Source organism: Pseudomonas sp. LBUM1671 (genome assembly GCF_059695685.1).
In genome coordinates this window covers 5,422,239-5,445,704 of record NZ_CP166782.1, presented here as the reverse complement: position 1 = coordinate 5,445,704, position 23,466 = coordinate 5,422,239, and the positions used below count along the sequence as shown (strand labels likewise).

General features: G+C 60.0%; 24 protein-coding genes. 14 read left to right on the top strand and 10 right to left on the bottom strand.

Translation table 11 applies throughout. The features are described from left to right. Positions 1–37 precede the first annotated feature (37 nt). Positions 38–712 carry a YciC family protein gene (locus tag ACA060_RS25195; protein WP_497313874.1) on the bottom strand — a complete coding sequence of 225 codons (675 nt, stop codon included), beginning with the start codon at positions 710–712 and terminating at the stop codon, positions 38–40. 177 nt (positions 713–889) lie between these two features. Between ACA060_RS25195 and ACA060_RS25190 the strand changes: the two genes are divergently transcribed. From ACA060_RS25190 to ACA060_RS25175, 4 genes are all read left to right on the top strand, one after another. Next, positions 890–1,648, top strand: coding sequence for a DUF2076 domain-containing protein (locus tag ACA060_RS25190; protein ID WP_109635072.1), 759 nt, complete (start codon positions 890–892; stop codon positions 1,646–1,648). 257 nt (positions 1,649–1,905) lie between these two features. After that, positions 1,906–2,385 (top strand): LabA-like NYN domain-containing protein, encoded by a 480-nt coding sequence (locus tag ACA060_RS25185; RefSeq protein WP_010467410.1) that lies wholly within the window; start codon positions 1,906–1,908, stop codon positions 2,383–2,385. A 22-nt stretch (positions 2,386–2,407) separates the two neighbouring features. After that, positions 2,408–3,019: a 3'-5' exonuclease gene (locus ACA060_RS25180; protein WP_497313872.1), complete on the top strand. Its 612-nt coding sequence runs from the start codon at positions 2,408–2,410 to the stop codon at positions 3,017–3,019. 464 nt (positions 3,020–3,483) lie between these two features. Next, entirely contained in the window at positions 3,484–3,999 is a 516-nt protein-coding gene (locus ACA060_RS25175) for a BRO-N domain-containing protein (RefSeq protein WP_497313870.1), read from the top strand. Between the two features lie 273 nt (positions 4,000–4,272). On the opposite strand, the gene ACA060_RS25170 is transcribed toward ACA060_RS25175, so the two are convergent. Next, positions 4,273–4,728 (bottom strand): Lrp/AsnC family transcriptional regulator, encoded by a 456-nt coding sequence (locus ACA060_RS25170; RefSeq protein ID WP_497313868.1) that lies wholly within the window; start codon positions 4,726–4,728, stop codon positions 4,273–4,275. Between the two features lie 157 nt (positions 4,729–4,885). Between ACA060_RS25170 and yedA the strand changes: the two genes are divergently transcribed. Further along, entirely contained in the window at positions 4,886–5,809 is a 924-nt protein-coding gene (gene yedA, locus ACA060_RS25165) for a drug/metabolite exporter YedA (protein WP_109635062.1), read from the top strand. 65 nt (positions 5,810–5,874) lie between these two features. After that, positions 5,875–7,209 carry an RNA helicase RhlE1 gene (gene rhlE1 / locus ACA060_RS25160; protein ID WP_497313866.1) on the top strand — a complete coding sequence of 445 codons (1,335 nt, stop codon included), beginning with the start codon at positions 5,875–5,877 and terminating at the stop codon, positions 7,207–7,209. A gap of 225 nt (positions 7,210–7,434) precedes the next feature. Here the strand turns inward: rhlE1 and ACA060_RS25155 are convergent, their stop codons facing one another. Together ACA060_RS25155 and ACA060_RS25150 are read right to left on the bottom strand one after the other, a co-directional pair. Then, complete coding sequence (locus ACA060_RS25155; RefSeq protein ID WP_497313864.1) at positions 7,435–8,676, bottom strand: TIGR03862 family flavoprotein; 1,242 nt, start codon at positions 8,674–8,676, stop codon at positions 7,435–7,437. A 281-nt stretch (positions 8,677–8,957) separates the two neighbouring features. Next, complete coding sequence (locus tag ACA060_RS25150) at positions 8,958–9,878, bottom strand: histone deacetylase family protein (RefSeq protein ID WP_497313862.1); 921 nt, start codon at positions 9,876–9,878, stop codon at positions 8,958–8,960. Between the two features lie 74 nt (positions 9,879–9,952). Between ACA060_RS25150 and ACA060_RS25145 the strand changes: the two genes are divergently transcribed. From ACA060_RS25145 to ACA060_RS25135, 3 genes are all read left to right on the top strand, one after another. Then, a complete protein-coding gene (locus ACA060_RS25145) occupies positions 9,953–10,522 on the top strand; it encodes a GNAT family N-acetyltransferase (RefSeq protein ID WP_497313860.1) in 570 nt (189 codons plus the stop codon). Positions 10,523–10,625: 103 nt separating this feature from the next. Beyond that, positions 10,626–11,495, top strand: coding sequence for an acyl-CoA thioesterase II (gene tesB, locus ACA060_RS25140; protein ID WP_497313858.1), 870 nt, complete (start codon positions 10,626–10,628; stop codon positions 11,493–11,495). Next, positions 11,492–12,085, top strand: coding sequence for an HAD family hydrolase (locus ACA060_RS25135; protein WP_497313857.1), 594 nt, complete (start codon positions 11,492–11,494; stop codon positions 12,083–12,085). The genes tesB and ACA060_RS25135 overlap by 4 nt, the downstream gene beginning before the upstream one ends. 120 nt (positions 12,086–12,205) lie before the next feature. On the opposite strand, the gene ACA060_RS25130 is transcribed toward ACA060_RS25135, so the two are convergent. Further along, the gene (locus tag ACA060_RS25130; RefSeq protein ID WP_497313855.1) at positions 12,206–13,165 is read right to left on the bottom strand and encodes an alpha/beta fold hydrolase; all 960 of its coding nucleotides are present in this window, start codon (positions 13,163–13,165) and stop codon (positions 12,206–12,208) included. Next, the gene (gene ypfJ / locus ACA060_RS25125; RefSeq protein WP_497313853.1) at positions 13,166–14,059 is read right to left on the bottom strand and encodes a KPN_02809 family neutral zinc metallopeptidase; all 894 of its coding nucleotides are present in this window, start codon (positions 14,057–14,059) and stop codon (positions 13,166–13,168) included. Positions 14,060–14,315: 256 nt separating this feature from the next. Between ypfJ and ACA060_RS25120 the strand changes: the two genes are divergently transcribed. Both ACA060_RS25120 and ACA060_RS25115 read left to right on the top strand, forming a co-directional pair. Then, a complete protein-coding gene (locus ACA060_RS25120; protein WP_109635047.1) occupies positions 14,316–15,092 on the top strand; it encodes an IclR family transcriptional regulator in 777 nt (258 codons plus the stop codon). Between the two features lie 149 nt (positions 15,093–15,241). Next, positions 15,242–16,120: a DMT family transporter gene (locus ACA060_RS25115; RefSeq protein ID WP_010467437.1), complete on the top strand. Its 879-nt coding sequence runs from the start codon at positions 15,242–15,244 to the stop codon at positions 16,118–16,120. A 197-nt stretch (positions 16,121–16,317) separates the two neighbouring features. Here ACA060_RS25115 and ACA060_RS25110 read toward each other — a convergent pair whose 3' ends face one another. Then, the gene (locus ACA060_RS25110; RefSeq protein WP_497313850.1) at positions 16,318–17,658 is read right to left on the bottom strand and encodes an MFS transporter; all 1,341 of its coding nucleotides are present in this window, start codon (positions 17,656–17,658) and stop codon (positions 16,318–16,320) included. Positions 17,659–17,926: 268 nt separating this feature from the next. Between ACA060_RS25110 and quiC the strand changes: the two genes are divergently transcribed. Then, positions 17,927–19,828, top strand: a complete 1,902-nt coding sequence (gene quiC / locus ACA060_RS25105) for a 3-dehydroshikimate dehydratase QuiC (protein ID WP_497313848.1) — start codon at positions 17,927–17,929, stop codon at positions 19,826–19,828. A 102-nt stretch (positions 19,829–19,930) separates the two neighbouring features. Next, entirely contained in the window at positions 19,931–20,608 is a 678-nt protein-coding gene (locus ACA060_RS25100) for a TetR/AcrR family transcriptional regulator (RefSeq protein WP_109635041.1), read from the top strand. A 57-nt stretch (positions 20,609–20,665) separates the two neighbouring features. Here the strand turns inward: ACA060_RS25100 and ACA060_RS25095 are convergent, their stop codons facing one another. The 3 genes from ACA060_RS25095 to ACA060_RS25085 all read right to left on the bottom strand — a co-directional run bounded on the left by ACA060_RS25095 (position 20,666) and on the right by ACA060_RS25085 (position 23,019). Continuing rightward, positions 20,666–21,520: a shikimate dehydrogenase gene (locus ACA060_RS25095; RefSeq protein WP_497313846.1), complete on the bottom strand. Its 855-nt coding sequence runs from the start codon at positions 21,518–21,520 to the stop codon at positions 20,666–20,668. A gap of 5 nt (positions 21,521–21,525) precedes the next feature. Next, complete coding sequence (gene aroQ / locus ACA060_RS25090) at positions 21,526–21,966, bottom strand: type II 3-dehydroquinate dehydratase (RefSeq protein ID WP_109635040.1); 441 nt, start codon at positions 21,964–21,966, stop codon at positions 21,526–21,528. 141 nt (positions 21,967–22,107) lie between these two features. After that, positions 22,108–23,019 (bottom strand): LysR family transcriptional regulator, encoded by a 912-nt coding sequence (locus ACA060_RS25085; RefSeq protein WP_497313844.1) that lies wholly within the window; start codon positions 23,017–23,019, stop codon positions 22,108–22,110. A gap of 111 nt (positions 23,020–23,130) precedes the next feature. Between ACA060_RS25085 and ACA060_RS25080 the strand changes: the two genes are divergently transcribed. Further along, positions 23,131–23,337, top strand: coding sequence for a tautomerase family protein (locus ACA060_RS25080; RefSeq protein ID WP_059402046.1), 207 nt, complete (start codon positions 23,131–23,133; stop codon positions 23,335–23,337). Positions 23,338–23,466 lie beyond the last annotated feature (129 nt).

Here is a 23,466-nt window from a genome sequence, read left to right as displayed (position 1 = left end):
CCCGAGCATAACCGAGCGTCGGGCTTAAGCCCATGGGTCAGAGCGGTCGATCAATTTTCTCGGGGGCATCGGCAATCAGCATGAACAACCGGAACAACACCACGCTGGTGAACAGTTGCAAAAAGCTGTGAGCGCTGTCGATCAGCAGCGAAATGACCGGGTTCTGCGGCTCCGGGTAAATCGCGAGGGTTGCGCCCTTGAGCACCCACAACGGGCCCATCACACACAGGATGCACACCAGGATGCGCAGGAAATGGCCGCGGGTCAGGCGCAAGCTTTCCTTCATCGCCGCCAACGGGGCCAGGCCGCGCAGCACCAGCAAGTATTCGCCAAACGCCAAGGTCACCATCAGCCAGATGCCCGGCAGGAAATACAGCGACAGGCCGATCAGGATCAGCAAGGTATTGAGAGCAGTGAGCAGGGCGAAGCGCGGCCACAGGTACGCCGACCTCGACAGCAGCTCGCGGGTGCTTGGCGATTCGCCACGGCTGCGGGCATCCAGAAACAGGATCAATGCGGCGGTGTACAGCGGATAGACCAGCAAGCCGACCATCACGCTGATGCCGGGGAAACTGTCCGGCTCGGTGGAGCGATCAACCACTTGTTGCAGCAGCGCTTCGAAGATCACCAGCGGCAGGCACAACCGCACAATCTGACCCAGATTGCGCTTGAAGAAATACAGAGAGTCACGCAGTACATCGAACGGATTCATCAGTCGGTATCGCAGGTTGAAAGCGGTGGCCCACTTTAACCGATGAAGCCCTTTGGGGCGCAAACGTAAACGTTCGGTAAAGGTCATTGAAACAACTTGTTTCAGCCTCCATTAAGGTCGAGCACCTTATCCTCTTTGGTAAGGTCAACGATTTCTCCGGCAATCTACGAGGTCGCCATGAACAGCGAAGAACAAACCCTGATCGATGGACTGTTTTCCCGGCTGCAACAGGCCGAAACGGACTCAGCCCCGCGCGACGCCCAGGCCGAGGCGCGGATCAAGGAACACCTGACTCGCCAACCGGCGGCAGGTTATTTCATGACCCAGGCAATTCTGGTTCAAGAGGCCGCCCTCAAAAGCCTCGACGCACAGAACAAGCAACTCACTCAGCAAGTCCAGCAATTGCAGGCCGAGCTGCAATCGGCCAAGACTCAGCCGTCGGCGCCCGCCAGCGGTGGTTTTCTGTCGAGCATCTTTGGTGGCGGTTCCCGTGATCCGCAGCCTGCATCGACGCAAAGCGCGCCGTCCTCCAATGGTGGATGGCGTGAGCCGGGGCGGCCGTCGTTCAACTCGCAGCCACCGCAACAGAACTTCGGCGCTGCACCGCCGCAGCAGAATTACGCGCCGCAGCAGCAAGCCCCTGGGATTGGCAGTGGTTTCCTTGGCGGCGCCCTGAAAACCGCGGCTGGCGTGGCCGGTGGCGTGATGCTGGCGCAAGGCATCAGCAGCCTGTTCCACAGCAATCAGCAACCTCAGGAAATCGTCGAAGTCATCAAGGAAGAGCCGGCCCAGGTCAACGATCAGAGCGGTGACAACGGCTCGGGCGACGATCAGCGTGTGGCTGACAACTCCAGTGATCAGGGCGGCTTCACCGACGCCGACTACAGCGATGACAGCTCGTCGTTCTTTGGCGGCGACGACGATTCCTTCGTCTGATTCAACGTTACAGGTGTAACACTGAACCCGTGGCGAGGGAGTTTGCTCCCGCCGGGCTGCGCAGCAGTCCTTTTTTGGGGCCGCTGCGCGACCCAGCGGGAGCAAGCTCCCTCGCCACAGGTTGCCATTCGTCCGAGGCTCCAAAATGCTTCGGGCCGATTATTCGCGGAACAATCCTTCAGGCTGGCATACTGGGCCACTTTTCGGGCCTGGTGCCTGACCCAGCCTGCGCGCAACTGCGCCAAAGAGGATGCACGGTGAAAAAAATCGCAGTGTTCGCCGATGTCCAGAACCTCTATTACACCGTGCGTCAGGCCTATGGTTGCCACTTCAACTACGCCGCGTTGTGGGCTGATATCAGCAAACAGGGCGAGATCGTCGAGGCCTATGCCTACGCGATCGATCGCGGCGACAGCAAGCAGCAGCAATTCCAGCAGATCCTGCGCAACCTCGGCTTCATCGTGAAGCTCAAGCCCTACATCCAGCGCAGCGACGGCTCGGCCAAGGGCGACTGGGACGTGGGCATCACCCTCGACATCATGGATGCCGCCGATCACGTCGACGAAGTGGTGCTGGCCTCCGGCGACGGTGACTTCGACATGCTGCTGGAGCGCATCATCACCAAGCACGGCGTGCAAGCCGTTGCCTACGGCGTGCCGGGCCTGACGGCCAACTCGCTGATCCGCGCCGCCAGCCGCTACGTGCCGATCGAAGGCGCGTTGCTGCTCAAGAATTGATTTTTACGGAGTTGAAACAGGTTTGGAACGCATAGCAGTCATCGACTTTGAAACCACCGGGATCTCCCCGAGCAGCAGCTGCCGGGCCACGGAAATAGCCGTGGTGATCCTTGAACAGGGGCGCATCGTCGAGCGTTACCAGAGCCTGATGAACGCCGGCGTGCGCGTGCCAGCCTTCATCGAACAACTCACCGGCATCAGCAACGCCATGCTGCGCACCGCACCATCGGCCGAGCAGGTGATGAACGAGGTCAACGAATTCGTCGGCATCACGCCGCTGCTGGCGCACAACGCCGCGTTCGACCAGAAGTTCTGGGACTTCGAACTCAGTCGCATCAAGCGCACCCGCTTGCAGAACTTCGCCTGCTCGCTGCTCCTCGCCCGCCGCCTGATGCCCGCCGCGCCGAACCACAAACTCGGCACCCTCACCACCTTCGCCAGCCTGCCCAACACCGGCAAGGCTCACCGGGCCATGGCCGATGCCGAAATGGCGGCCAACCTGACGGAGCATCTGCTTCAGGAACTGCAGCAGAAGCATGGGTTGCGCGAGTTGTCCCATGATCTGCTGGTGAGCTTGCAGAAAGTGCCGGCGGCGAAGATCAACGAACACCTCAAGCGGCATCGCGGGTTCTGAAAACACCGCAAATCCCCTGTGGGAGCGAGCCTGCTCGCGATAACGGAGTGTCAGTCGACATAACTGTTGAAGATGAACCGCTATCGCGAGCAGGCTCGCTCCCACAGGTCGGTGTTCGATCTCAATCCTTGTGTTTAACCACGCCTCAAAATCGACGATTGCTCCTACCAAATATTAGGAATTTGTCCGTCTTGCCCCGTACCTGTCGCATCGATAACCTCTGGGACGTCGCTGCCAATTCAGCGACCGGGACTGCAAGCCCGCCGATAGTTTGGTAGACGCCTAACGGCACACCTATAATCGCGTCGCTTTATTTGCGACCATCGATTTATGGTAGCTGTGTGCGGGAGACCTTCGGGTCTGCCGGGGTTGTCTACTGACTCGGTCTTGCAGACCCGCACATAGCTGCCACCCATCATCTGCAAGTGATGCTGGCGGCTCCAACTTTCAGTAGGAAATTCGCCATGATTAAAGTTACCCCCAATCCCCCCGAAGACTCTGCGCAATCAGCTACGAGCGCAGCTCACTTCACCCCCAAAACATTCATCCGCCATCACATCCAGCTGCGAGCACTTTTGCTGCACGCAGAGCCCTGGTTTTGCGCCCGCGATATCGGTCGATTGATGGGTGTGGACATAAATGGAAGGCAAGTGCTCAAGCTTGATGCGGATCAGAAGCAACTGATGTGTCTGTCCGGAAATGATGACCTCGAAGAGACCTTGATGCTGAGTGAATCGGGCGTATACGCGATGTTGGTGTACCACTACTGCCCGGAAAACCGCCATTTACGACGTTGGCTGACCCACGACGTGGTGCCGATGTTGCGGGAGGAAGTCGGGTCCATTTCGAATCAAGCGCCGCATATGCGGGCGATGGAATGGGCGGGCGGAACGCTGCGACTGCTGCATTGGCGCAAGGAACCTTGGGTGCGTCTACGGGATATGCCGGGTTTGTTGCCTGCAAGTTACAGCGGCGTCTGACAGATCGCTTCGCGGGCAAGCCCGCTCCCACAGGGATTAGGTAACACCTGTGGGAACGGGTTTTTGGTCAGGCTCGCCGGGCTATGGCCGATGCCGAACTGGCGGCCAACTGACGGCACATTTGGCCTCAAGCGCCATCGCGGGTTCTGAAAACACTGCAAATCCCTTGTGGGAGTGAGCCTGCTCGCGATAGCGATTAATCATTCAACATCGATGTCGACTGGTACTCCGCTATCGCGAGCAGGCTCGCTCCCACAGGGGATTTGCGGTGTTTCAGGCTTTGCCATTCCCTTCCAGCTGCCCCAACGGCACGCGCTTCTCGATGGCGCTCGACAGCACAATCGAGGTCTTGCTGAACCCGAACTTGGCGATCCGGTTGATCAACTCTTCCAGCTCCGGCATCGAGCCCACCGCCGCTTGCATGATCACGCACGGATCACCTGTCACCCGATGGCATTCCGTCAATTGTGGGATTTTGATCAGATCGTCGTAGGCCTTCTGGTTGCCGTGCTGGTTCAAACGCAGTTCGATCACGCACTGGATCGGCAACCCCAGCTTGGCCATGTCGACTTTCGCCTGATAACCGGTAATCACCCCGCAGGCTTCGAGCTTGGCCACGCGCTCGGCCACGGCCGGGGCGGACAGGTTGACCTTGCGCGCCAGGTCGGCGTAGGACGCACGACCGTTTTCCAGCAGGGCGCTGAGGAGCATGCGGTCGTATTTATCCATGGTCGTATTCCTGAAAAATGGCTGACTTTCGAAAACACGGTTTATAGCGCCGATCTCCGTGATTTGAAAAGTGTACTGGCGCTATAAACAGGTTTTGTAACTTATTTTACGCCGCTGGCCTTTCTAGAATAGCTGTTCACATTTTCCTGTCGTCGAGCTGCCCATGCGCCGTTTCCCGTTACCGTTGATCGCCGCTTTCTTCGCCCTGTACGTAATCTGGGGCTCGACCTATCTGGTGATTCGCATCGGTGTGGAGTACTGGCCGCCGTTGCTGCTCGCCGGTATCCGTTTCGTGATCGCCGGGACGCTGATGTACGCCTTCCTGCGCTGGCGCGGGGCACCGGCACCGACCTGGGCGCAGTGGAAAGCCGCCGGGATCATCGGGATTTTGCTGCTCGCTTGCGGTAACGGCGGGGTCAGCGTGGCCGAGCACATGGGTGTGGCGTCCGGCGTGGCGGCATTGGCGGTGGCGACGGTGCCGCTGTTTACCTTGCTTTGCGGCTATTTCTGGGGCGCGCGAAATACCCGTCTCGAATGGGCCGGGATTGTGCTCGGGCTGATCGGCATTGCCATGCTCAACCTCGGGTCCAACCTGCAATCGAGCCCGTTGGGTGCGCTGTTGTTGGTGTTCGCGGCGGCTTCCTGGGCCTTTGGTTCAGTGTGGAGCAAACACTTGCCGCTGCCTCAGGGCGCCATGGCCAGTGCCGTGGAAATGCTCGTGGGTGGCGTGGTGTTGCTGATCGGCAGTGCGCTGAGCGGCGAGCATCTGCAAGCCATGCCGCCAATCGAAGGCTGGGCAGCCTTGGCCTATTTGACCTTCTTCGGTTCGATCATCGCCTTCAACGCCTACATGTACCTCTTGAAAAACGTACGTCCGGCAGCGGCGACCAGTTATGCCTACGTCAACCCGGCGGTGGCGGTGTTGCTGGGGATCGTGTTTGTCGGCGAGACCATAGGCATCGAGGAAGGGCTAGCGATGATGGTGATCATTAGTGCGGTGGTGCTGATCGGTCTGCCGCAGTGGCGCCGGGCTCCGCAAAGACCTGCTGCCGTGGTGCAGACAGAATCGAGCGTGAATTAGGGTAAACTGCGCGCCATTGCACACTCGTTTTGCACAACTGCGCTGAATTTTCCTACGGTAATCCCATGACTTTCGCCACCCTTGGCCTGATCGAACCCTTGCTGCGCTCTCTCGAGACGCTCGGCTACCAGACCCCGACGCCGGTTCAGGCGCAAGCCATTCCGGCGGTGCTGGCCGGTCGCGACCTGATGGCCGCCGCCCAGACCGGCACCGGCAAGACCGCCGGTTTCGCGCTGCCGCTCCTGCAATTGCTGGCCATGGAAGGGCCGAAAGTCACCGCCAACTCGGTCCGCGCGCTGATCCTGGTGCCGACCCGCGAACTGGCCGAACAGGTTCACGAAGCCGTGCGTCAGTACGCCGAGAACCTGCCGCTGAGCACTTATGCGGTGTACGGCGGTGTCAGCATCAACCCGCAAATGATGAAGCTGCGCAAAGGTGTCGATCTGTTGGTGGCGACGCCGGGCCGTCTGCTCGACTTGTTCCGTCAGAACGCCCTCAAGTTCAACCAGCTGCAAACCCTGGTGCTGGACGAAGCGGACCGCATGCTCGACCTGGGCTTTTCCGAGGAGCTGGGGAACATTTACAAGGCGCTGCCGAAGAAACGTCAGACGCTGTTGTTCTCCGCGACCTTCTCCGACGCGATCCGCACCCTCGCCGGGCAAATGCTCAACGATCCGCTGAGCATCGAAGTCAGCCCGCGCAACGTCGCCGCCAACACCGTTAAACAGTGGGTGGTGACGGTGGACAAGAAGCGCAAGCCGGAGCTGTTCATTCACTTGCTGCGCAAGGGCAAGTGGAAGCAGGTGCTGGTGTTCGCCAAGACCCGCAATGGCGTGGACGCGCTGGTGGAAAAACTTCAGGGCCTGGGCATCAACGCCGACGGCATCCACGGCGACAAGCCGCAGGCAACCCGCCAGCGTGCGCTGGACCGGTTCAAGGCCAGCGAAGTACAGATTCTTGTGGCCACTGACGTTGCCGCCCGTGGTCTGGATATCGAAGACCTGCCGTTGGTAGTCAACTTCGACCTGCCGATCGTGGCGGAAGACTACATCCACCGCATCGGTCGTACCGGCCGTGCGGGCGCTACCGGGCAGGCCATTTCGCTGGTCTGTGCCGATGAAGTGAATCTGCTGTCGGCCATCGAGACGTTGACCCGTCAGACATTGCCGCGGCAGATGGAACATGATTTCGAACCTGAACACCGGGTGCCGGATACCGATGCCAGCGGTCAGGTGGTGAAGAAGCCGAAAAAACCGAAGAAGCCGAAGACCTCCGGTGGCGGTAAACGCAATCTGGGCAAGTGGGTGGAGAGCGGGGATGCTTCGACGCCGGAGCCTTCGATCAAGCCTGTGCGCAAGGTGCCGGTGTTTAACACTGGGCCGCGTAAGAAGAAGCCTTGATGGTGGGATTGGCTTGAGAGCCGTCCCCTCACCCTAACCCTCTCCCCAGAGGGGCGAGGGGACTAACCGTGGGTTTCTTTGAATATTCTGCGACCTGAGATATCGAGTCGAACGCATGATTTGAAAGGCTTGGAGATCTGCTCCCTTTCCCCCTCTCCCCTGTGGGGAGAGGGCTGGGGTGAGGGGTGGATCTTGAAGGCTGTCGAAGTACGTATGGCCAACAAATCACGCCCCTCGCTTCAACCACTCCACCACCCCCACCCCCGCCGCACGCCCACTGGCGAAACACGCGGTCAGCAGATAGCCGCCGGTCGGCGCTTCCCAATCGAGCATTTCCCCCGCGCAAAACACGCCAGGCAACTGCTTGAGCATCAGCCGTTCATCCATCGACTCGAACATCACGCCACCGGCGCTGCTGATGGCTTCATCCAGTGGACGGGTTTTGACCAGCGTCAGGGGCAGTGCCTTGATCGCTCTGGCCAGCAATGCCGGATCAGCAAAGCTTTCGGCCGGTGTGAGTTCGCGCAACAGCGCCGCTTTCACCCCATCAATCCCGAGCTGACTGTGCAAGTGTTTGGACATGGAACGGGAGCCACGCGGTTTGCTCAGCGCAGCCTGAACTTTATCCACAGGCCGGCCCGGCAACAGGTCGAGGTGAATGGTCGCCGAGCCGTGCGCGTTGATAGCTTCACGGATCGGTGCCGAGAGGGCGTAGATCAAACTGCCTTCAATCCCGGTCGCGGTGATCACGCATTCGCCCAAGCGCGGCACGTCGTCATTGAGGCCGATGGCGATGTTTTTCAGCGGCGCACCGGCGAATTTGCTGACCATCAGGTCGCTCCAGGCCTGCACCTCGAAACCGCAATTACTCGGTTGCAGCGGCATCAATCCTACGCCGCGCTGTTTCAGTGGCAGCATCCACGCGCCATCCGAACCGAGGCGTGACCAACTGCCACCGCCGAGGGCCAGCAAGGTGGCGTCGGACTTGATGGTTTTTTCGCCCTCGGGGCTGTCGATGCGCAATCCACCGGTGTCATCCCAGCCGAGCCAGCGGTGGCGGGTGTGGATAACAACGCCGGCGTCTCGCAGGCGTTTGAGCCAGGCGCGCAACAGGGGCGCGGCTTTCATGTCGGTCGGAAACACCCGGCCGGAGCTGCCGACAAAGGTTTCGATGCCCAGGTCATGAATCCATTGGCACAACGCATCCGCGCCAAATGAGCGAAGCAGCGGGGCAATTTGCGAGGCGCGTTCGGCGTAGCGCGAGAGAAACCCCGGGTAGGCTTCAGAGTGGGTGATGTTCATGCCGCCGACACCGGCCAGCAGGAATTTTCGCCCCACCGAAGGCATGCCGTCGTACAGGTCGACTTTGATCCCGGCCTGGCTCAACACTTCGGCCGCCATCAGGCCGGCGGGGCCGCCGCCGATGATGGCGACGTGGGAAGGGGAGGAGGTCGAGGGCTGGGTCATGGAATGCGCTGCGGTATGGCGGAATAAGCCGCGCATTCTATCAGCACAGATTCATGTGGGAGCGGGCTTGCCCGCGAAAGCGGACTGTCAGTCAATAAAGATGTTGGAAGTGCCGGCCTCATCGCGGGCAAGCCCGCTCCCACAGGGGCATTGGTGGGCTCAAAATAGGTGGTTAAAAAACAACCACCGAGTTGCAGGCTAAGTACCGCATGGCCTGCAGACCCTTTCACTCAGGTTATCCACAGGCAGTTCCACAGGCATTGTGGGTAAAGACTCACACCTCAATGACAACCTGATGACTGCCAGACCCGTTGCGCGCTGTGATGGAGGATGCCGTGGCGGCGCGCCAAAGCCTTGCGGTCCTTGCTGTAGCCGCCGCCAATCACCCCGACCACCGGAATATCCCGCCCCAGGCACTGGCGCATCACGCTTTCATCGCGAGCGGCAACGCCTTCATCGGTCAGCTTCAGGTAACCGAGTGCGTCGTCCTTATGCACATCGACCCCGGCGTCGTACAACACCAGGTCCGGTTGGTAGAGCGGCAGCAAATAATTCAGCGCGTCGTCCACCACTTTCAGGTAATCGGCATCGCCCATGCCTTTGGGCAACGGGATGTCCCAGTCGCTTTCGGCCTTGCGTGCAGGAAAATTCTTTTCGCAGTGCAGGGAAACGGTCACCGCGTCCGGGGTGTTGTGCAGAATCCGTGCAGTCCCGTCGCCCTGGTGCACGTCGCAATCGAAGATCAGCACCCGATTCACACGGCCGCTTTCCAACAGAAAATGGCTGATCACCGCCAGGTCATTGAAGATGCAGAAACCCGCCGGATAGTCGTAATGCGCGTGATGGGTGCCTCCGGCCAGATGACAGGCCAGCCCGTGTTCCAGCGCCTGTTCCGCCGCCAGCAACGAACCGCCGACTGCGCGCACGGTGCGCCGGGCCAGCGCTTCGCTCCAAGGCAGGCCGAGGCGCCGCTGGTCTTCGCGGGACAACTCGCCGCTCATGTAGCGTTCGATATAGGCAGCGTCATGGGCGAGGGCGAGAATTTCCGGGGGGCAGAGTTCCGGGCGCAGCAGGTCGGCGTCGCGGGTCAGGCCGCTGTCCACCAGGTGATCGCGCAGCAGGCGAAACTTGTCCATGGGGAAGCGGTGATCCGCCGGGAATTCGGGGCTGTAGTCTTCGTGGTAGATCAGTGGCAGCGGCATGACGAATTCAGTTCGGAATGAAGGAAGGATCCTACCAGCGATGTAGACTTGCGGCATGGAAAGGGGAGGAGACGATGGAGCCGATACTGGAACTCGAGAGCGCGCGACTGTTGTTGCGGCAGTGGCGCGATGAGGATTTGCCGGAGTTTGCGGCGATGTGTGCCGATCCACAGGTCATGCGTTATTTTCCGGCGCCGTTGAGTCGCCTGGAAAGTGCGTCGCTGATCGGACGGATTCGCGGGCATTTTGCCGAGCATGGCTTCGGCCTCTGGGCGCTGGAGCGCAAGGACACGGGGGCATTCATCGGTTTCACCGGCCTCGGTGTGGTCGGTTTCGACGCGCCGTTCACCCCGGCGACTGAAATCGGCTGGCGCCTGGCGCGCGAGCATTGGGGACTGGGGTATGCCAGTGAAGCGGCGTGGACCGCTCTGCGCTACGGCTTTGACCGGTTGGCGCTGCAAGAGGTCGTGTCGTTTACCGCCAAAGACAACCTGCCTTCGGAAAAAGTCATGCAGGCCATCGGCATGCACCATGATTCAGCCGATGATTTCGAACACCCCAAGCTCGCGGCCAATCATCCCCTGCGTCACCATGTGCTGTACCGCATCACCCGTGAACAATGGCTGCAAACCTTGCATGGATAAGCAGGCACGGACGTTTACAATGGCCCCCATGGGCCCTGGCCATAAACTGAATCGACCGCCGCAGCCAAGACTGCGCGGCATGCTTTGTGTGAGGAGAGTCTGAATGAGCCAAGTGTTGGATGATCTGGTCGACTTGCTGACCCTGGAACCGATCGAAGAAAACCTGTTCCGTGGCCGCAGTCAGGACCTGGGTTTTCGCCAGTTGTTCGGCGGTCAGGTGATCGGTCAGTCCTTGTCGGCGGCCAGTCAGACGGTCGAAGAAACGCGCCATGTGCATTCGATGCACGGTTATTTTCTGCGTCCGGGCGATTCCGCATTGCCCGTGGTGTATCAGGTTGACCGGGTGCGTGATGGCGGCAGTTTCAGCACGCGTCGGGTGACGGCGATCCAGAAGGGCAACCCGATCTTCACCTGCAGTGCCTCGTTCCAGTACGACGAAAAAGGCTTCGAGCATCAGGCCGAAATGCCGACCGTGGTCGGCCCGGAAAACCTGCCTTCGGAACTGGAGCTCACCCAGCAGCGTGCGCACCTGATTCCTGAGCACATGCGCGAAAAATTTCTGTGCCCCAAACCGATCGAATTCCGACCGATCACCGAGAAAGATCCCTACAACCCGCAACCGTCCGATCCGGTCAAGTACGTCTGGTTTCGCGCCGACGGTGCCTTGGCGGATTCTCCGGCGCTGCACAAATACCTGCTGGCCTACGCTTCGGACTTCGGTCTGCTGACCACCTCGATGCAGCCTCATGGCAAATCGGTCTGGCAGAAAGACATGCAAGTCGCCAGCCTCGATCACGCGCTGTGGTTCCATGCGGATCTGCGCGCCGATGACTGGTTGCTGTACGCAATGGACAGCCCATGGGCCGGCAACTCTCGCGGCTTCACCCGTGGCAGCGTGTTCAACCGTGCCGGGCAACTGGTGGCGTCGGTGACGCAGGAAGGCTTGATCCGTCACCGCAAGGATTGGGCATGAGCCTGGCCGAGGTGCGGCACTGGGTGTTCGACATGGACGGCACCCTGACGGTGGCCGTGCATGACTTCGCGGCGATCCGCGTGGCCTTGGCGATCCCGGCCGAAGACGACATCCTGACCCACCTCGCCGCGCTGCCGGCCGATGAAGCGGCCGCCAAACATGCCTGGTTGCTGGAGCACGAACGCGATTTGGCGTTGGGCTCGAAAGCGGCGCCGGGTGCGGTGGAGCTGGTGCGTGAGTTGGCCGGGCGCGGTTATCGCCTGGGCATTCTGACGCGCAATGCCCGGGAGCTGGCGCACGTGACACTGGAGGCTATCGGCCTGGCGGACTGCTTTGCCGAGGAGGATGTGCTGGGGCGTGATGAAGCGCCGCCAAAACCGCATCCCGGTGGTTTGCTGAAACTGGCCGAGGCCTGGAACGTGCCGGCGAGCGAGATGGTGATGGTCGGTGATTACCGCTTTGATCTGGATTGCGGTCGGGCGGCAGGGGCGCGCACGGTGTTGGTGAATTTGCCAGATAACCCTTGGCCTGAATTGACGGATTGGCATGCGGCGGATTGTGGGGTGTTGCGGGAAATGCTCTCGGCTTGAGGGCCCCTTCGCGGGCAAGCCCGCTCCCACAGGATTGTGTGTCGACAGGATAATTCAGGTACGACACATACCTGTGGGAGCGGGCTTGCCCGCGATGGCGTCAGGCCAGACACCACAAGCTCACTGACCAAACAACACCTTCTGCCCCTCCGGCGACGTCAACATCTCATCCCCGTTATGCCCGATTCCGGGCACTTCAACCAGCCGCTGATTGACCCCTTTCGGGTTGCGACGCAGCACGTAATTGAAAAAATTCCGCCCGCGAACCAGACGATAAGCACCTTGCGCTTCAGCCTCACAACCTTTGTCCAGCGCCGGATGCTGCGGGTCGGTGTCTTGTTGCCCAAGCAGGTAAGTCACGTCCCGTTTGACGTAATTGCCTTCAATCTGCGGTGCCGTTTGCCCACTGGCATAAACGGGTAAATCCGACAGCCCATACTTCCAGCGATTGAAACCGGGACACGCCGCATGGTTGAACGCCACCGGCCGCTGCTCGTTGAAGTACGCATAGGACGAAGGATTGGCGACGACGTAGCGAAGCTTCACGCCGGCGGCCGTCAGGGCCGGTTGCTCACGCGCCAGCAGCGCATAGCGCTGGACCACCTGACCGCCACCGGAGTGCCCGGCGATGATGATTTGCTTCACGTCCGGAAACTGCCGGCGGTCGCTGACTCGCTCGATGATTTGATCGAGGGCTGCATAGGAACTCAGCGCAAAAGGAGCGGTGGATAAGCCTCCAGCCATCCAGTCATTGCCCTGCCAGCGCAATACCGTGTCAGCCACCGGGTGCTGAGCGATGTCGGTTTCGTTGAGAAATTGCGGAGCAATCACCAAGGTGCTTGAACTTTGCCCGGCCAGTTCCGCCGCATGCTCGGCGCTCTGTCGATAGGTTTCAGCATTGCGCAGGCGACCATGGATGATGATCAGCACGCGTTCGATTTTCGCTGGCGCCGGGCCGAGGCTCACCGCCATCTCGCCTTCTTTCAACAATAATCGCCCGGGGCTGAGTTCCTTGACGCCATGCTCCGCAGCCTGGGTGCTTGCGCACGTGAACAACACAATCAACAGCCAATTTTTCATTTACAGGTTTTTCGCCGCAAAGGTATCGCACTGGCCCACCTGGCCTTGCGCAAATCCGGTTTTGAACCAGCGCACCCTTTGCGCCGATGTGCCATGGGTAAACGAGTCGGGCACCACGCGGCCCTGACCCTGTTGCTGCAAACGGTCATCGCCGATGGCGTTGGCCGCGTTCAAGGCTTCTTCGATGTCACCCGGTTCCAGCCAGTTCAGACGCTGCTGCGCATTGTTGGCCCAGACACCGGCCAGGCAATCGGCCTGCAACTCCTGACGTACCAACAGGCCGCCATCACCTTCCATCTGCCGGCCTTGCTGACGGGCCGTCTGAATTTTCGCGGAAACGCCGAGCAAGGTCTGAACGTGGTGTCCGACTTCGTGAGCGATCACATAGGCCTGAGCGAAGTCACCGGCCGCGGAAAAGCGTTGCGACATTTCCTGGAAAAAAGCCATGTCCAGGTAGACCTTCTGATCGGCCGGGCAATAGAACGGCCCGGTCGCCGATGTCGCCAGGCCGCAGGCTGAATTCACCCGGTTGCTGAACAGCACCAGCGTCGGGTTTTTGTATTGTCGCCCGGCCTGTTGGAAAATCTGGCCCCAGGTGTCCTCGGTATCGCCGAGGATCGAGCGCACGAATTCGGCGCCTTCATCATTGGCCGGCGGCGCCTTGCGGCTCTGGTTGGTGGCCGGGGCCGATTGTTCGGTCATTTGCCCGGTCAGTTCGCCGAGGATTTGCATCGGATCCTGGCCGGTGAGCCAGCCGATCCCCACAATCAGGACAATCGCGGTCAGGCTCAGGCCTTTGCCGCCACCGAAACGCATCCCGCCGCCACCGCCGCCAACATTATCACCACGGGCGTCGACCACGTTGTCGCTGCGTCGGCCTTTTTTCCATAGCATGTGGGAATCCTCTGATTGTCCGTGGTGATGAGTGTTGCTGGAGTGTGGGAGCGGCGCCAGTCCGGCTGTCCGGCTTTTTTCGTTTACGGGCCGGTAGCCTTGCAGACTGTAGGAACATGGATCACCCATTGAATTCCGTCAGGGGGCAGGTATTTAACGAGCAGGCGAGTCGCTGCGTCTATGGAATAGCGGGTTCCAGATTTCGCATTACACGGTTCATCTTCTAGAATCAGGCAAATTGTAGGTGGAACCTCCCATGGCCGGCAGTCAGATCGAACGTGTCTTCAACGTGCTCGAAAGCCTCACCAGTGATCCTCGCGGTCTGCCGATGCAGCTGCTCGCGGAGCAACTCGACATCCCTAAAAGCGCCACTCACCGACTGCTCGCCGAGCTGATCCGGCTGGGGTATGTGCGGCAGAATCCGGAAAACTTGCGGTATCACTTGTCCACCAAACTGGTGGCGATGGGGTTTCGTTACCTGTCGGGCAGCGGCGCCGATATCGTCCAGCCCGTGCTGGATCGCCTGGCCCAGGAAACCGGGGAGCTGGTGCGTCTTGGGGTGATTGAAGGTGAGCGGCAGGTCTGGATCGCCAAGTCTCAGGGCGCCCGTTCCGGCCTGCGTTATGACCCGGAAATGGGCCGCGATGCGCCGTTGTTCTATACCGCGTCGGGCCATGCGTGGCTGGCGTGCATGAGCGATGCCGAGGCGTTGTCACTGGTGGAACGCCAGGGCGGCGAGCGGCCAAAAGACCTCGGGCCGAATGCGCCGCGTTCCAACATTGAATTGCTCGAACGCCTGCGTCTGGCGCGGGAGCAGGGCTACGCCTGGGTCGAGGAAAGCTCGGCGGTGGGCACCTCGGCGATTGCGGCGGTGGTGCGGCACCCGAGCGAGGGGCGAGTGATCGGCGTGCTGAGTATCGCCGGGCCGAGTGCACGGATGCCGGGGGCGCGGTTGCATGAGTTGGCGCCGCTGCTGGTGAGGTATACCGAGGAATTGGCGGCGGCGAGTCTGGCGTCGGAGTTGTTCAGTTAACCTCGGTGCGCCGCCAGTGGATTTTTGTAGGTCGCAAACCGTGCGATGTTCGAACACTTTCGGCCTATGCTTGTGTTGGAATCTGGAACCAGGTTCTAAATTGTTTGAACTCGCCGTCCGCGACACGTTTCACTTCGCAAGGGATAACCATGACAGCCAGCACTCCGCTCTCCGGCGTAAACCAGCCCTTTAAAGGGATCCTGCTGATTGTCGTTGCGACGTTCCTGTTCTCCAGCCATGACGCTTTTTCGAAATACCTCTCGGGCTTCTATCCGATCGTGATGGTGGTCTGGGCTCGTTATGTGGTTCACACCCTACTGATGGCCGGGATTTTTCTGCCGCAATCCGGGCTGCGCGTCCTACGGACCAAACGGCCGATGCTGCAGTTGGTGAGGGCGTTGTGCCTGTTGGGCACCAGTCTGTTTTTTACCACCGGGCTGCAGTACATCCCGTTGGCGGAAGCCACGGCGGTCAACTTTCTTGCGCCGGTTCTGGTGACTGCGCTGTCGGTACCGCTGCTGGGTGAACGTGTCACCCGCGGCCAATGGATCGCGGTGATTTGCGGATTTGTCGGCGTGTTGATTATCGTCCATCCCGGTGGCGATCTGTTCACGCCGGCGGTGTTGCTGCCGCTCTGTTCGGCGCTGTTTTTCTGCTTCTATCAACTGCTCACCCGCAAGCTCAGCAACATCGACAGCCCGACCACCAGCAACTTCTTCGCCGGCCTGTGCAACACCCTGGTGATGAGCGCGCTGGTGCCGTTCTTCTGGCAAGTGCCGACCCTTGGGCATGGTTTCATGATGGTGGCGCTGGGGACCTGCGGGATGACCGCGCATCTGTTTCTGACTCAGGCCTTCCGTCACGCCGCCCCCGCGTTGTTGGCGCCGTTCGGTTATTGCCAGATCGTCTTTGCCGGTTTATTGGGCTGGCTGCTGTTCTCCCACACACCGACCCTGACCACGGTGATCGGGATCGCGGTGATTTGCTGCAGCGGGTTGGCGGCGGCGTGGCAGCAGAGTCGTCGGTAAAACGGTGAACGAGCGGTGGGAGCGGGCCTTTGTGGCGAGGGGACTTGTCCCCGTTGGGTCGCGAAGCGGCCCCAATTTCTGAATTCAAGTTGTATCTGATACACCGAGAATTCAGATTTTGGGACTGCTGCGCAGTCCAACGGGGACAAGTCCCCTCGCCACAAAGACTCGCTCCCACAGGGGAATTGCGTCGACTTTTACTCGGTGACGGTAGGAATCTTGCGTGGCGCCATGAAGTACATCCAGATCAGGGCAATGAAGTACATCGCCGGAATCAGGGTGAACAGCACGGTGTAGTTGTTGTTGGTGACGGTCAGGATGTGGCCGACCAACTGGGTCATGAACATCCCGCCGATGGCGGCGCACATGCCGCCGAAGCCGAATACCGTACTCATCATGTGTTTAGGCGTGTAGTCCATCACCAGGCTCCAGATATTCGCGGTCCACGCCTGGTGCGCACCGATGGCCAGGGAGATGGCGAACACCGCGACCCACAGGCTGCTTGAACCCGCCGCCATGATCACGCCGACGATGCAGCAGGCGAACAGGAACATGGACAACAGTCGCGCCTTGATCGGGTTCATGCCGCGGCCGATCATGAACGAAGAGAGGATCCCGCCGCCAACGCTGCCGAAGTCGGCGGTCAGGTAGATGATGATCAGTGGGATGCCCATCTGGGTCACGTTGATCCCCAGGTTGTATTGCTGATTGAGAAACGGCGGCAGCCAGTACAGGTAGAACCAGAACACCGGCGCGGTCATGGAGTAGGCGAGGGCGAAGGCCCAAGTGCCACGCATGCGCAGGATTTTCGAGAACGGGACGCGGGCCTGTTCCGGCTCGACTTCTTTTTGGATGTAGTCCAGTTCCGATTGTTTGACGCTCGGATGATCTTCCGGGTTGAAGTACTTCAAACCCCAGAACAGCAACCAGATCCCGCCCAGTGACGCCATGCACAGGAACGCGGCTTGCCAGCCCCACACGTGCAGGATCAGCGGCAGCAGCATCGGTGTGAACATCGCGCCGACGTTGGTGCCGGCGTTGAAGATGCCGGTGGCCACGGCGCGTTCGCCGGCCGGGAACCACAAACGTGTGGTTTTCACGCAGGCCGGGTAGTTGGCGGCTTCGGTCAATCCGAGAATGAACCGGCAAACCATGAAGCCCACCGCCGAAGTGGCCAGGCCGTGGGCGCCGGTCGCCAGGCTCCAGAGCAACACCGCGCAGAAGAACACGCGTTTCACGCCGACCCGGTCGATCAGCCGGCCTTGCAGGACGAAACCGATGGCGTAGCCGACCTGAAACCAGAAGTTGATGTTGGCGTAGTCCATCGCCGTCCAGCTCATTTCCTTGGCGAGGATGGGCTGCATGACGCCCAGTGCGGCGCGGTCGATGTAGTTGAGCGTGGTGGCGAAAAACACCAGCGCCAGCATGCCCCAACGGGTTTTGCCGACCGCCATGGCGCCGCGAATCTTGTCGCCGATACCGCCACTGGCAGAAGGCATGGAGGAACGCTCCACGGGAGAGCTTTGAGAAGGAGTCATGTAGGCCACCGATTATTTTTATGTGGTGTTCTGGTTCTTTGGTCACCGAGACCGATGTGTGTGACCGGGCTCAATGTGTTGTCGATGTTGGGCAGTGGACGAAAAATCGTCAATTCGCCAAAGGGCATTGTGTTCGATAATCGCACGCAAAACTAACCGGGTAGTACACTTTGAATTGCTCATTAATCAAGCCCGCCCAATAATTCGCTCACTCTTTTAAAAGCGGCGCAAATTCCCTGTAGCCGAAGCCTCCACCGGGAGCCGAAATATGCAGCGTTCCATTGCCACCGTTTCCTTGAGCGGTACCCTGCCGGAAAAACTCGAAGCCATTGCCGCCGCCGGTTTCGACGGGGTGGAGATTTTCGAAAACGACCTTCTCTACTACGACGGCAGCCCGCGGGAAATTAAACAGATGTGCGCCGATCTCGGGATCGCGATCACGCTGTTCCAGCCGTTCCGCGACTTCGAAGGCTGCCGCCGCGACCGTTTGTCTCGCAATCTGGAACGGGCCGAGCGCAAGTTCGACCTGATGCAGGAGCTGGGCACCGACCTGGTGCTGGTGTGCAGCAACGCGTCCGCCGACTCCGTCGGGAATGAACACATCCTCATCGATGACCTGCGCCTGTTGGCCGAACACGCCGGCGCACGCGGATTGCGGATCGGCTACGAAGCATTGGCCTGGGGCCGGCATGTGAACACTTGGCAACAGGTGTGGAACATCGTCCGTCAAGCCGATCACCCAAGCCTCGGTGTGCTGCTGGACAGCTTTCACACGCTGTCGCTCAAGGGTGATCCGAGTGCGATCTCCGAGATTCCCGGTGACAAGATCTTCTTCGTGCAGATGGCCGACGCGCCGATCCTGGCGATGGACGTGCTGGAATGGAGTCGGCATTTCCGCTGCTTCCCGGGCCAGGGCGAATTCGATTTGCCGGGCTTCCTGGCACCCATCATCAAGAGTGGTTACACCGGGCCGCTGTCGCTGGAAATCTTCAATGACGGTTTCCGCGCCGCCCCGCCTCGGGCCAATGCCGCCGACGGTTTGCGCTCGTTGCTGTATCTGGAGGAGAAGACCCGTCAGCGTCTGGCGCAGGAAGCGGCACCGTCGACCCATCCCGACATTCTGTTCGAGACGCCCAAAGCCAGCGGATACAACGGCATCGAGTTTCTCGAATTTGCAGTGGACGAAAGCCTTGGCGCCAAGCTTACCCATTGGCTGGAGCGCCTGGGTTTCGTCAAGGCCGGGCAACATCGCTCCAAGAGCGTGAGCCTGCTGCGCCAGGGCGATATCAACCTGATCCTCAATTGCGAGCCTTACTCGTTTGCCCACAGTTTTTTCGAAGCACACGGGCCTTCACTATGCGCCACCGCCGTGCGGGTCAAGGACAGCGCGAGTGCGCTGGCTCGAGCCGTGGCCTATAAAGGTCAACCGTATCGCGGATTGGTCGGCCCCAATGAACTTGAGCTGGCCGCCGTGCGCGCTCCGGACGGCAGCCTGATCTATCTGGTGGATCAGGAAGCTGATGTCTACGGCACCGACTTCAATCTGCAACCAGCCACGGTGACCGGTGGCGGCCTCAAGCGCATCGACCACATGGCGATGGCGCTGCCGGCCGACAGCCTCGACAGTTGGGTGCTGTTCTACAAGAGCCTGCTGGATTTCGAAGCCGACGACGAAGTGGTGCTGCCCGATCCGTACGGTCTGGTGAAGAGCCGGGCGTTGCGCAGTCGCGACAGTTCGATTCGCTTGCCGCTGAACATTTCCGAGAACCGCAACACCGCGATCTCACACGCGCTGTCGAGTTATCGCGGCTCCGGTGTGCATCACATTGCGTTTGATTGCGATGACATCTTTGCCGAAGTCAGTCGTGCGAAAGAGGCGGGCGTGCCGCTGCTGGATATCCCGCTCAATTACTACGACGACCTTGCTGCACGATTCGACTTCGATGACGAATTCCTCAGCGAACTGGCGTATTTCAACGTTCTTTATGACCGTGATGCCCAGGGCGGTGAGCTGTTCCACGTTTATACCGAGCCGTTTGAAGGGCGGTTCTTCTTCGAAATCATCCAGCGCAAAAATGGCTACGCCGGTTACGGCGCGGCTAACGTGGCGGTGCGCCTGGCGGCCATGGCCAAATCCCGAAGCGGTGCCGTACGTCAGGCAAAGTTGTAGGAAAATCGTAAACTCGGCGACAAAGCGCTGCCGCGCGGCTTCCTTCACTGTGCGGCGCGGCCCATAATCGCCAGCCTGTGCAGTGATGGCCGTGAGCCCGCAATGACGATAACTTCAGAACTCTCCGCAGCGCCCGCCGAACCCATTGCCGAGCCGCGCAAGAGTCGCAAGAACAACCCGGAAAAGACCCGCGAGAACATTCTTCAAGAGGCGATTGTCGAGTTCGTCCAGCAAGGGCTTTCCGGTGCTCGCGTCGACGCGATCGCCGAGCGCATCCACACCTCCAAACGCATGATCTATTACTACTTCGGCAGTAAGGAGCAGCTCTACGTCGAGGTGCTGGAGAAACTCTACGGCGATATCCGCAATACGGAAAACCACCTGCACCTGGCCGAACTGGCCCCGGTGGAGGCGATCCGGCGGTTGGTGGAGTTCACCTTCGATCACCATGATCGCAATGTCGATTTCGTGCGCATCGTCAGCATCGAGAACATTCACAACGCTGAATACGTGAAGCGCTCCGACGCGATCAAGGCGATGAACAACACCATCCTTGACTCACTGGGCGTGATTTTGCGTCGCGGGGCCGAAGAGGGCGTGTTCCGTTCAGGGCTTGAGCCCCTGGATGTGCATTTGCTGATCAGCTCATTCTGTTTTTATCGCGTGTCGAACCGCCACACCTTCGGTGAGATCTTTCAGATCGACTTGCCGGACGAAAGCATCAAGCAGCGGCATCGGGAGATGATCTGCGAGTCGGTCTTGCGATACCTGCAGGCCTGACCTGTGGCGAGGGGGATCGCCCCGTTGGGCTGCGACGCAGCCCTCATACTTTCTACCTTAGCCATTCATGCTCTGAAAATGCGCCAACATCCGCTGCGCATCCGGCACCACGCCACTGAACAATTCAAACGCCTTCACCGCCTGAAACACCGCCATGTTGCCGCCATCCAGCGTACGACAACCCAAGGCGCGGGCGTTGCGTAGCAACTCGGTTTCCAGCGGAAAATAAACAATCTCCGCCACCCACAATTCAGCCCGAAGCAACTCCACCGGCACCGGCATGCCCGGCAGTTTTTTCATGCCCATGGGCGTGGTGTTCACTAACCCATTCGCCTGGCCCAACGTGCTCGGCAAATCATGCCCCGCCACGGCCCGACCAGCGCCGAAGTGTTGATTGAGGTTGTCCGCCAAGGCTTGAGCGCGGCTGATCTCCACATCAAAAATACTCAGCAGCTGTACGCCTTCGCTCAGCAGCGCGTGGGCCACCGCCGCACCTGCGCCGCCAGCGCCCATCTGGACCACACGCTCGCGGGCAACGTCCTTCAATCCACGGCGAAAACCCTCGGCAAATCCCAAACAATCGGTGTTGTGGCCGATGCGTTTACCGTCCTTCAACACAACGGTGTTCACTGCCCCGATGCCACGAGCTTCCGGCGACAATTCGTCGAGCAGCGGGATGATCGCTTGCTTGCACGGGAAGGTGATGTTCAAACCGGTGAAGTTCATTCGCTCGGCGGCCATCAGCAGGTCGGGCAGGGCGCTGCTATCGAGTTTCAGCTGATCGAGGTCGATCAAGCGATAGAGATAACGCAAACCCTGGGCATTACCTTCATGCTCGTGCAGCGCCGGGGTACGGGAAGCCTGGATGCCGGCGCCGATCAGCCCGGCCAATACCGCGTTGTTCTGAGTCACGGCGTTCACCCCTTCAAACGTTGGCTGAAATAATCCAGCGCCAGGCGATAACCGTGGCTGCCGAAACCGGCCATCACCGCAGTGGCAATGGCTGAAACGAAGGAGTGATGCCGGAAGGGCTCGCGGGCGTGGACGTTGGACAAGTGGACTTCGACCACCGGCAATTCGCTGGCGATCAAGGCATCGCGGATCGCCACTGACGTGTGTGTCCAGGCCGCCGGGTTGATCACGATCCCGGCGCAACGGCCGCGGGCTGTGTGAATCCAGTCGAGCAATTCGCCTTCGTGATTGGTCTGGCGAAACTCCACGGCCAGGCCGAACTCTTCGGCGGCGCGTCCGCACAGCGCCGAAATGTCGGCCAGGGTTTCGTGGCCGTACGTCGCCGGTTCGCGAGTGCCGAGCAGGTTCAGATTCGGGCCGTTGAGCACCAGAACGATAGGGGACATCGAAGTCTCTCCACTTATTATTTTTGGAATGGGCTGGGGTATTCAGCCTGTGGAGATAAATTGTACTAGCTGGTTAGTTCGGTCAATTGAAGAGCGCTTTCATTCAGGTTTTGTGTGCGGTGATCGGACAGTCTCAATGTTTTAACGCGGCAAATGTTCAACCAGAAAATCGATGAATGCCCGCAGTCTCAGCGGCATATGGCGACTCTGTGGATAGAGCAGGGTAAACGGCCGGGAGCGTCCGCCATAAGGTTTGAGCACTTCGACCAACGAACCATTGGCCAGCTCGTTTTCGACGATGAAGCGGTAGGTTTGAAACAGCCCCGCCCCGTTTTTGGCCAAGGTCACGCCGCCGAGCACATCGTCAGAACAGCTGAAGCTGCCCTCGGCAAGAATCTCCTGCGGTGCGCCGTTGTCGTTGAACAGCCACGCAATTCGCCGACCGCTGCTGGGCAGTTCGTATTGAATGCATTCGTGCTGCGCAAGATCGTCCAGGCTTTGCGGGACACCTGCGCGCTTCAGGTACTCGGGACTGGCAATCATCACCAGCTCGGCGTCCTCAAGGTGCCGGGCAATGAGACCGGAATCCGGAATCGCCCGCACGCGGATCGCCATGTCATAGCCTTCGCCGACGAAATCGATGTTGCGATTGCTGATGTGCGACTCGACTTTCACATCTGGAAACCGCGCCCGAAATGCCGGCAACAACGGCAAGATCCGGTGGTGCGCATACGTCGTGGGAATACTGATACGCAGTGTGCCGGACGGTTGCTGCTGCTGGCCCATGACCTCGCGCTGAGCCTCGACCAGTTGTGCCAATGCCTGACGGCACTCCTCGTAATAGCGGCGACCACTGTCGGTCAGCTTGACGCTGCGGGTGGTGCGCGCAAACAGTCGCACGCCCAGACGTTCTTCCATGCGCGACACCGACCGACTCACGGCGGCCGGTGTTACGCCGGCCACCAACGCGGCCGCTGTAAAGCTGCCGGCCTCGGCCGCGAGGCAAAACAGTTCGATGCTGCCCAGCTGAAGATCGTCGAATACTCGCTGCATGATTGATGACACCACGGATCAAATGAGGGACTGCGCCACTGTAGATGAAATCGACGAAGCGGTGCTTTACTTGACCGGCGTCTCATTTGATAACCGGACAGGAGCAGCATCATGCCTTTCGTCAGCGTACGCATCACCCGTGACGGCGTCACCCGGGAGCAGAAAGCCCAGGTCATCGCCGAAATCACCGACACCCTGAAACGCGTCCTCGGCAAGCCACCGGAGCTGACTCACATCGTGATCGAGGAAGTCGATACTGATAACTGGGGGTACGCGGGCATCACCACCACCGAGTATCGAAAAAACCAGCCGGGATGATTGTGTGCCAAGCCAGGAAAGCCGTTCTCGTGACGGCTTTTTTGTGGGCACGAGGAAAGGATTGCTTACTATTTTGCGCAGTTATCCACCGGCTCAAGACGAGGCTTGGCGCTAGTCTCAGAGGCATAA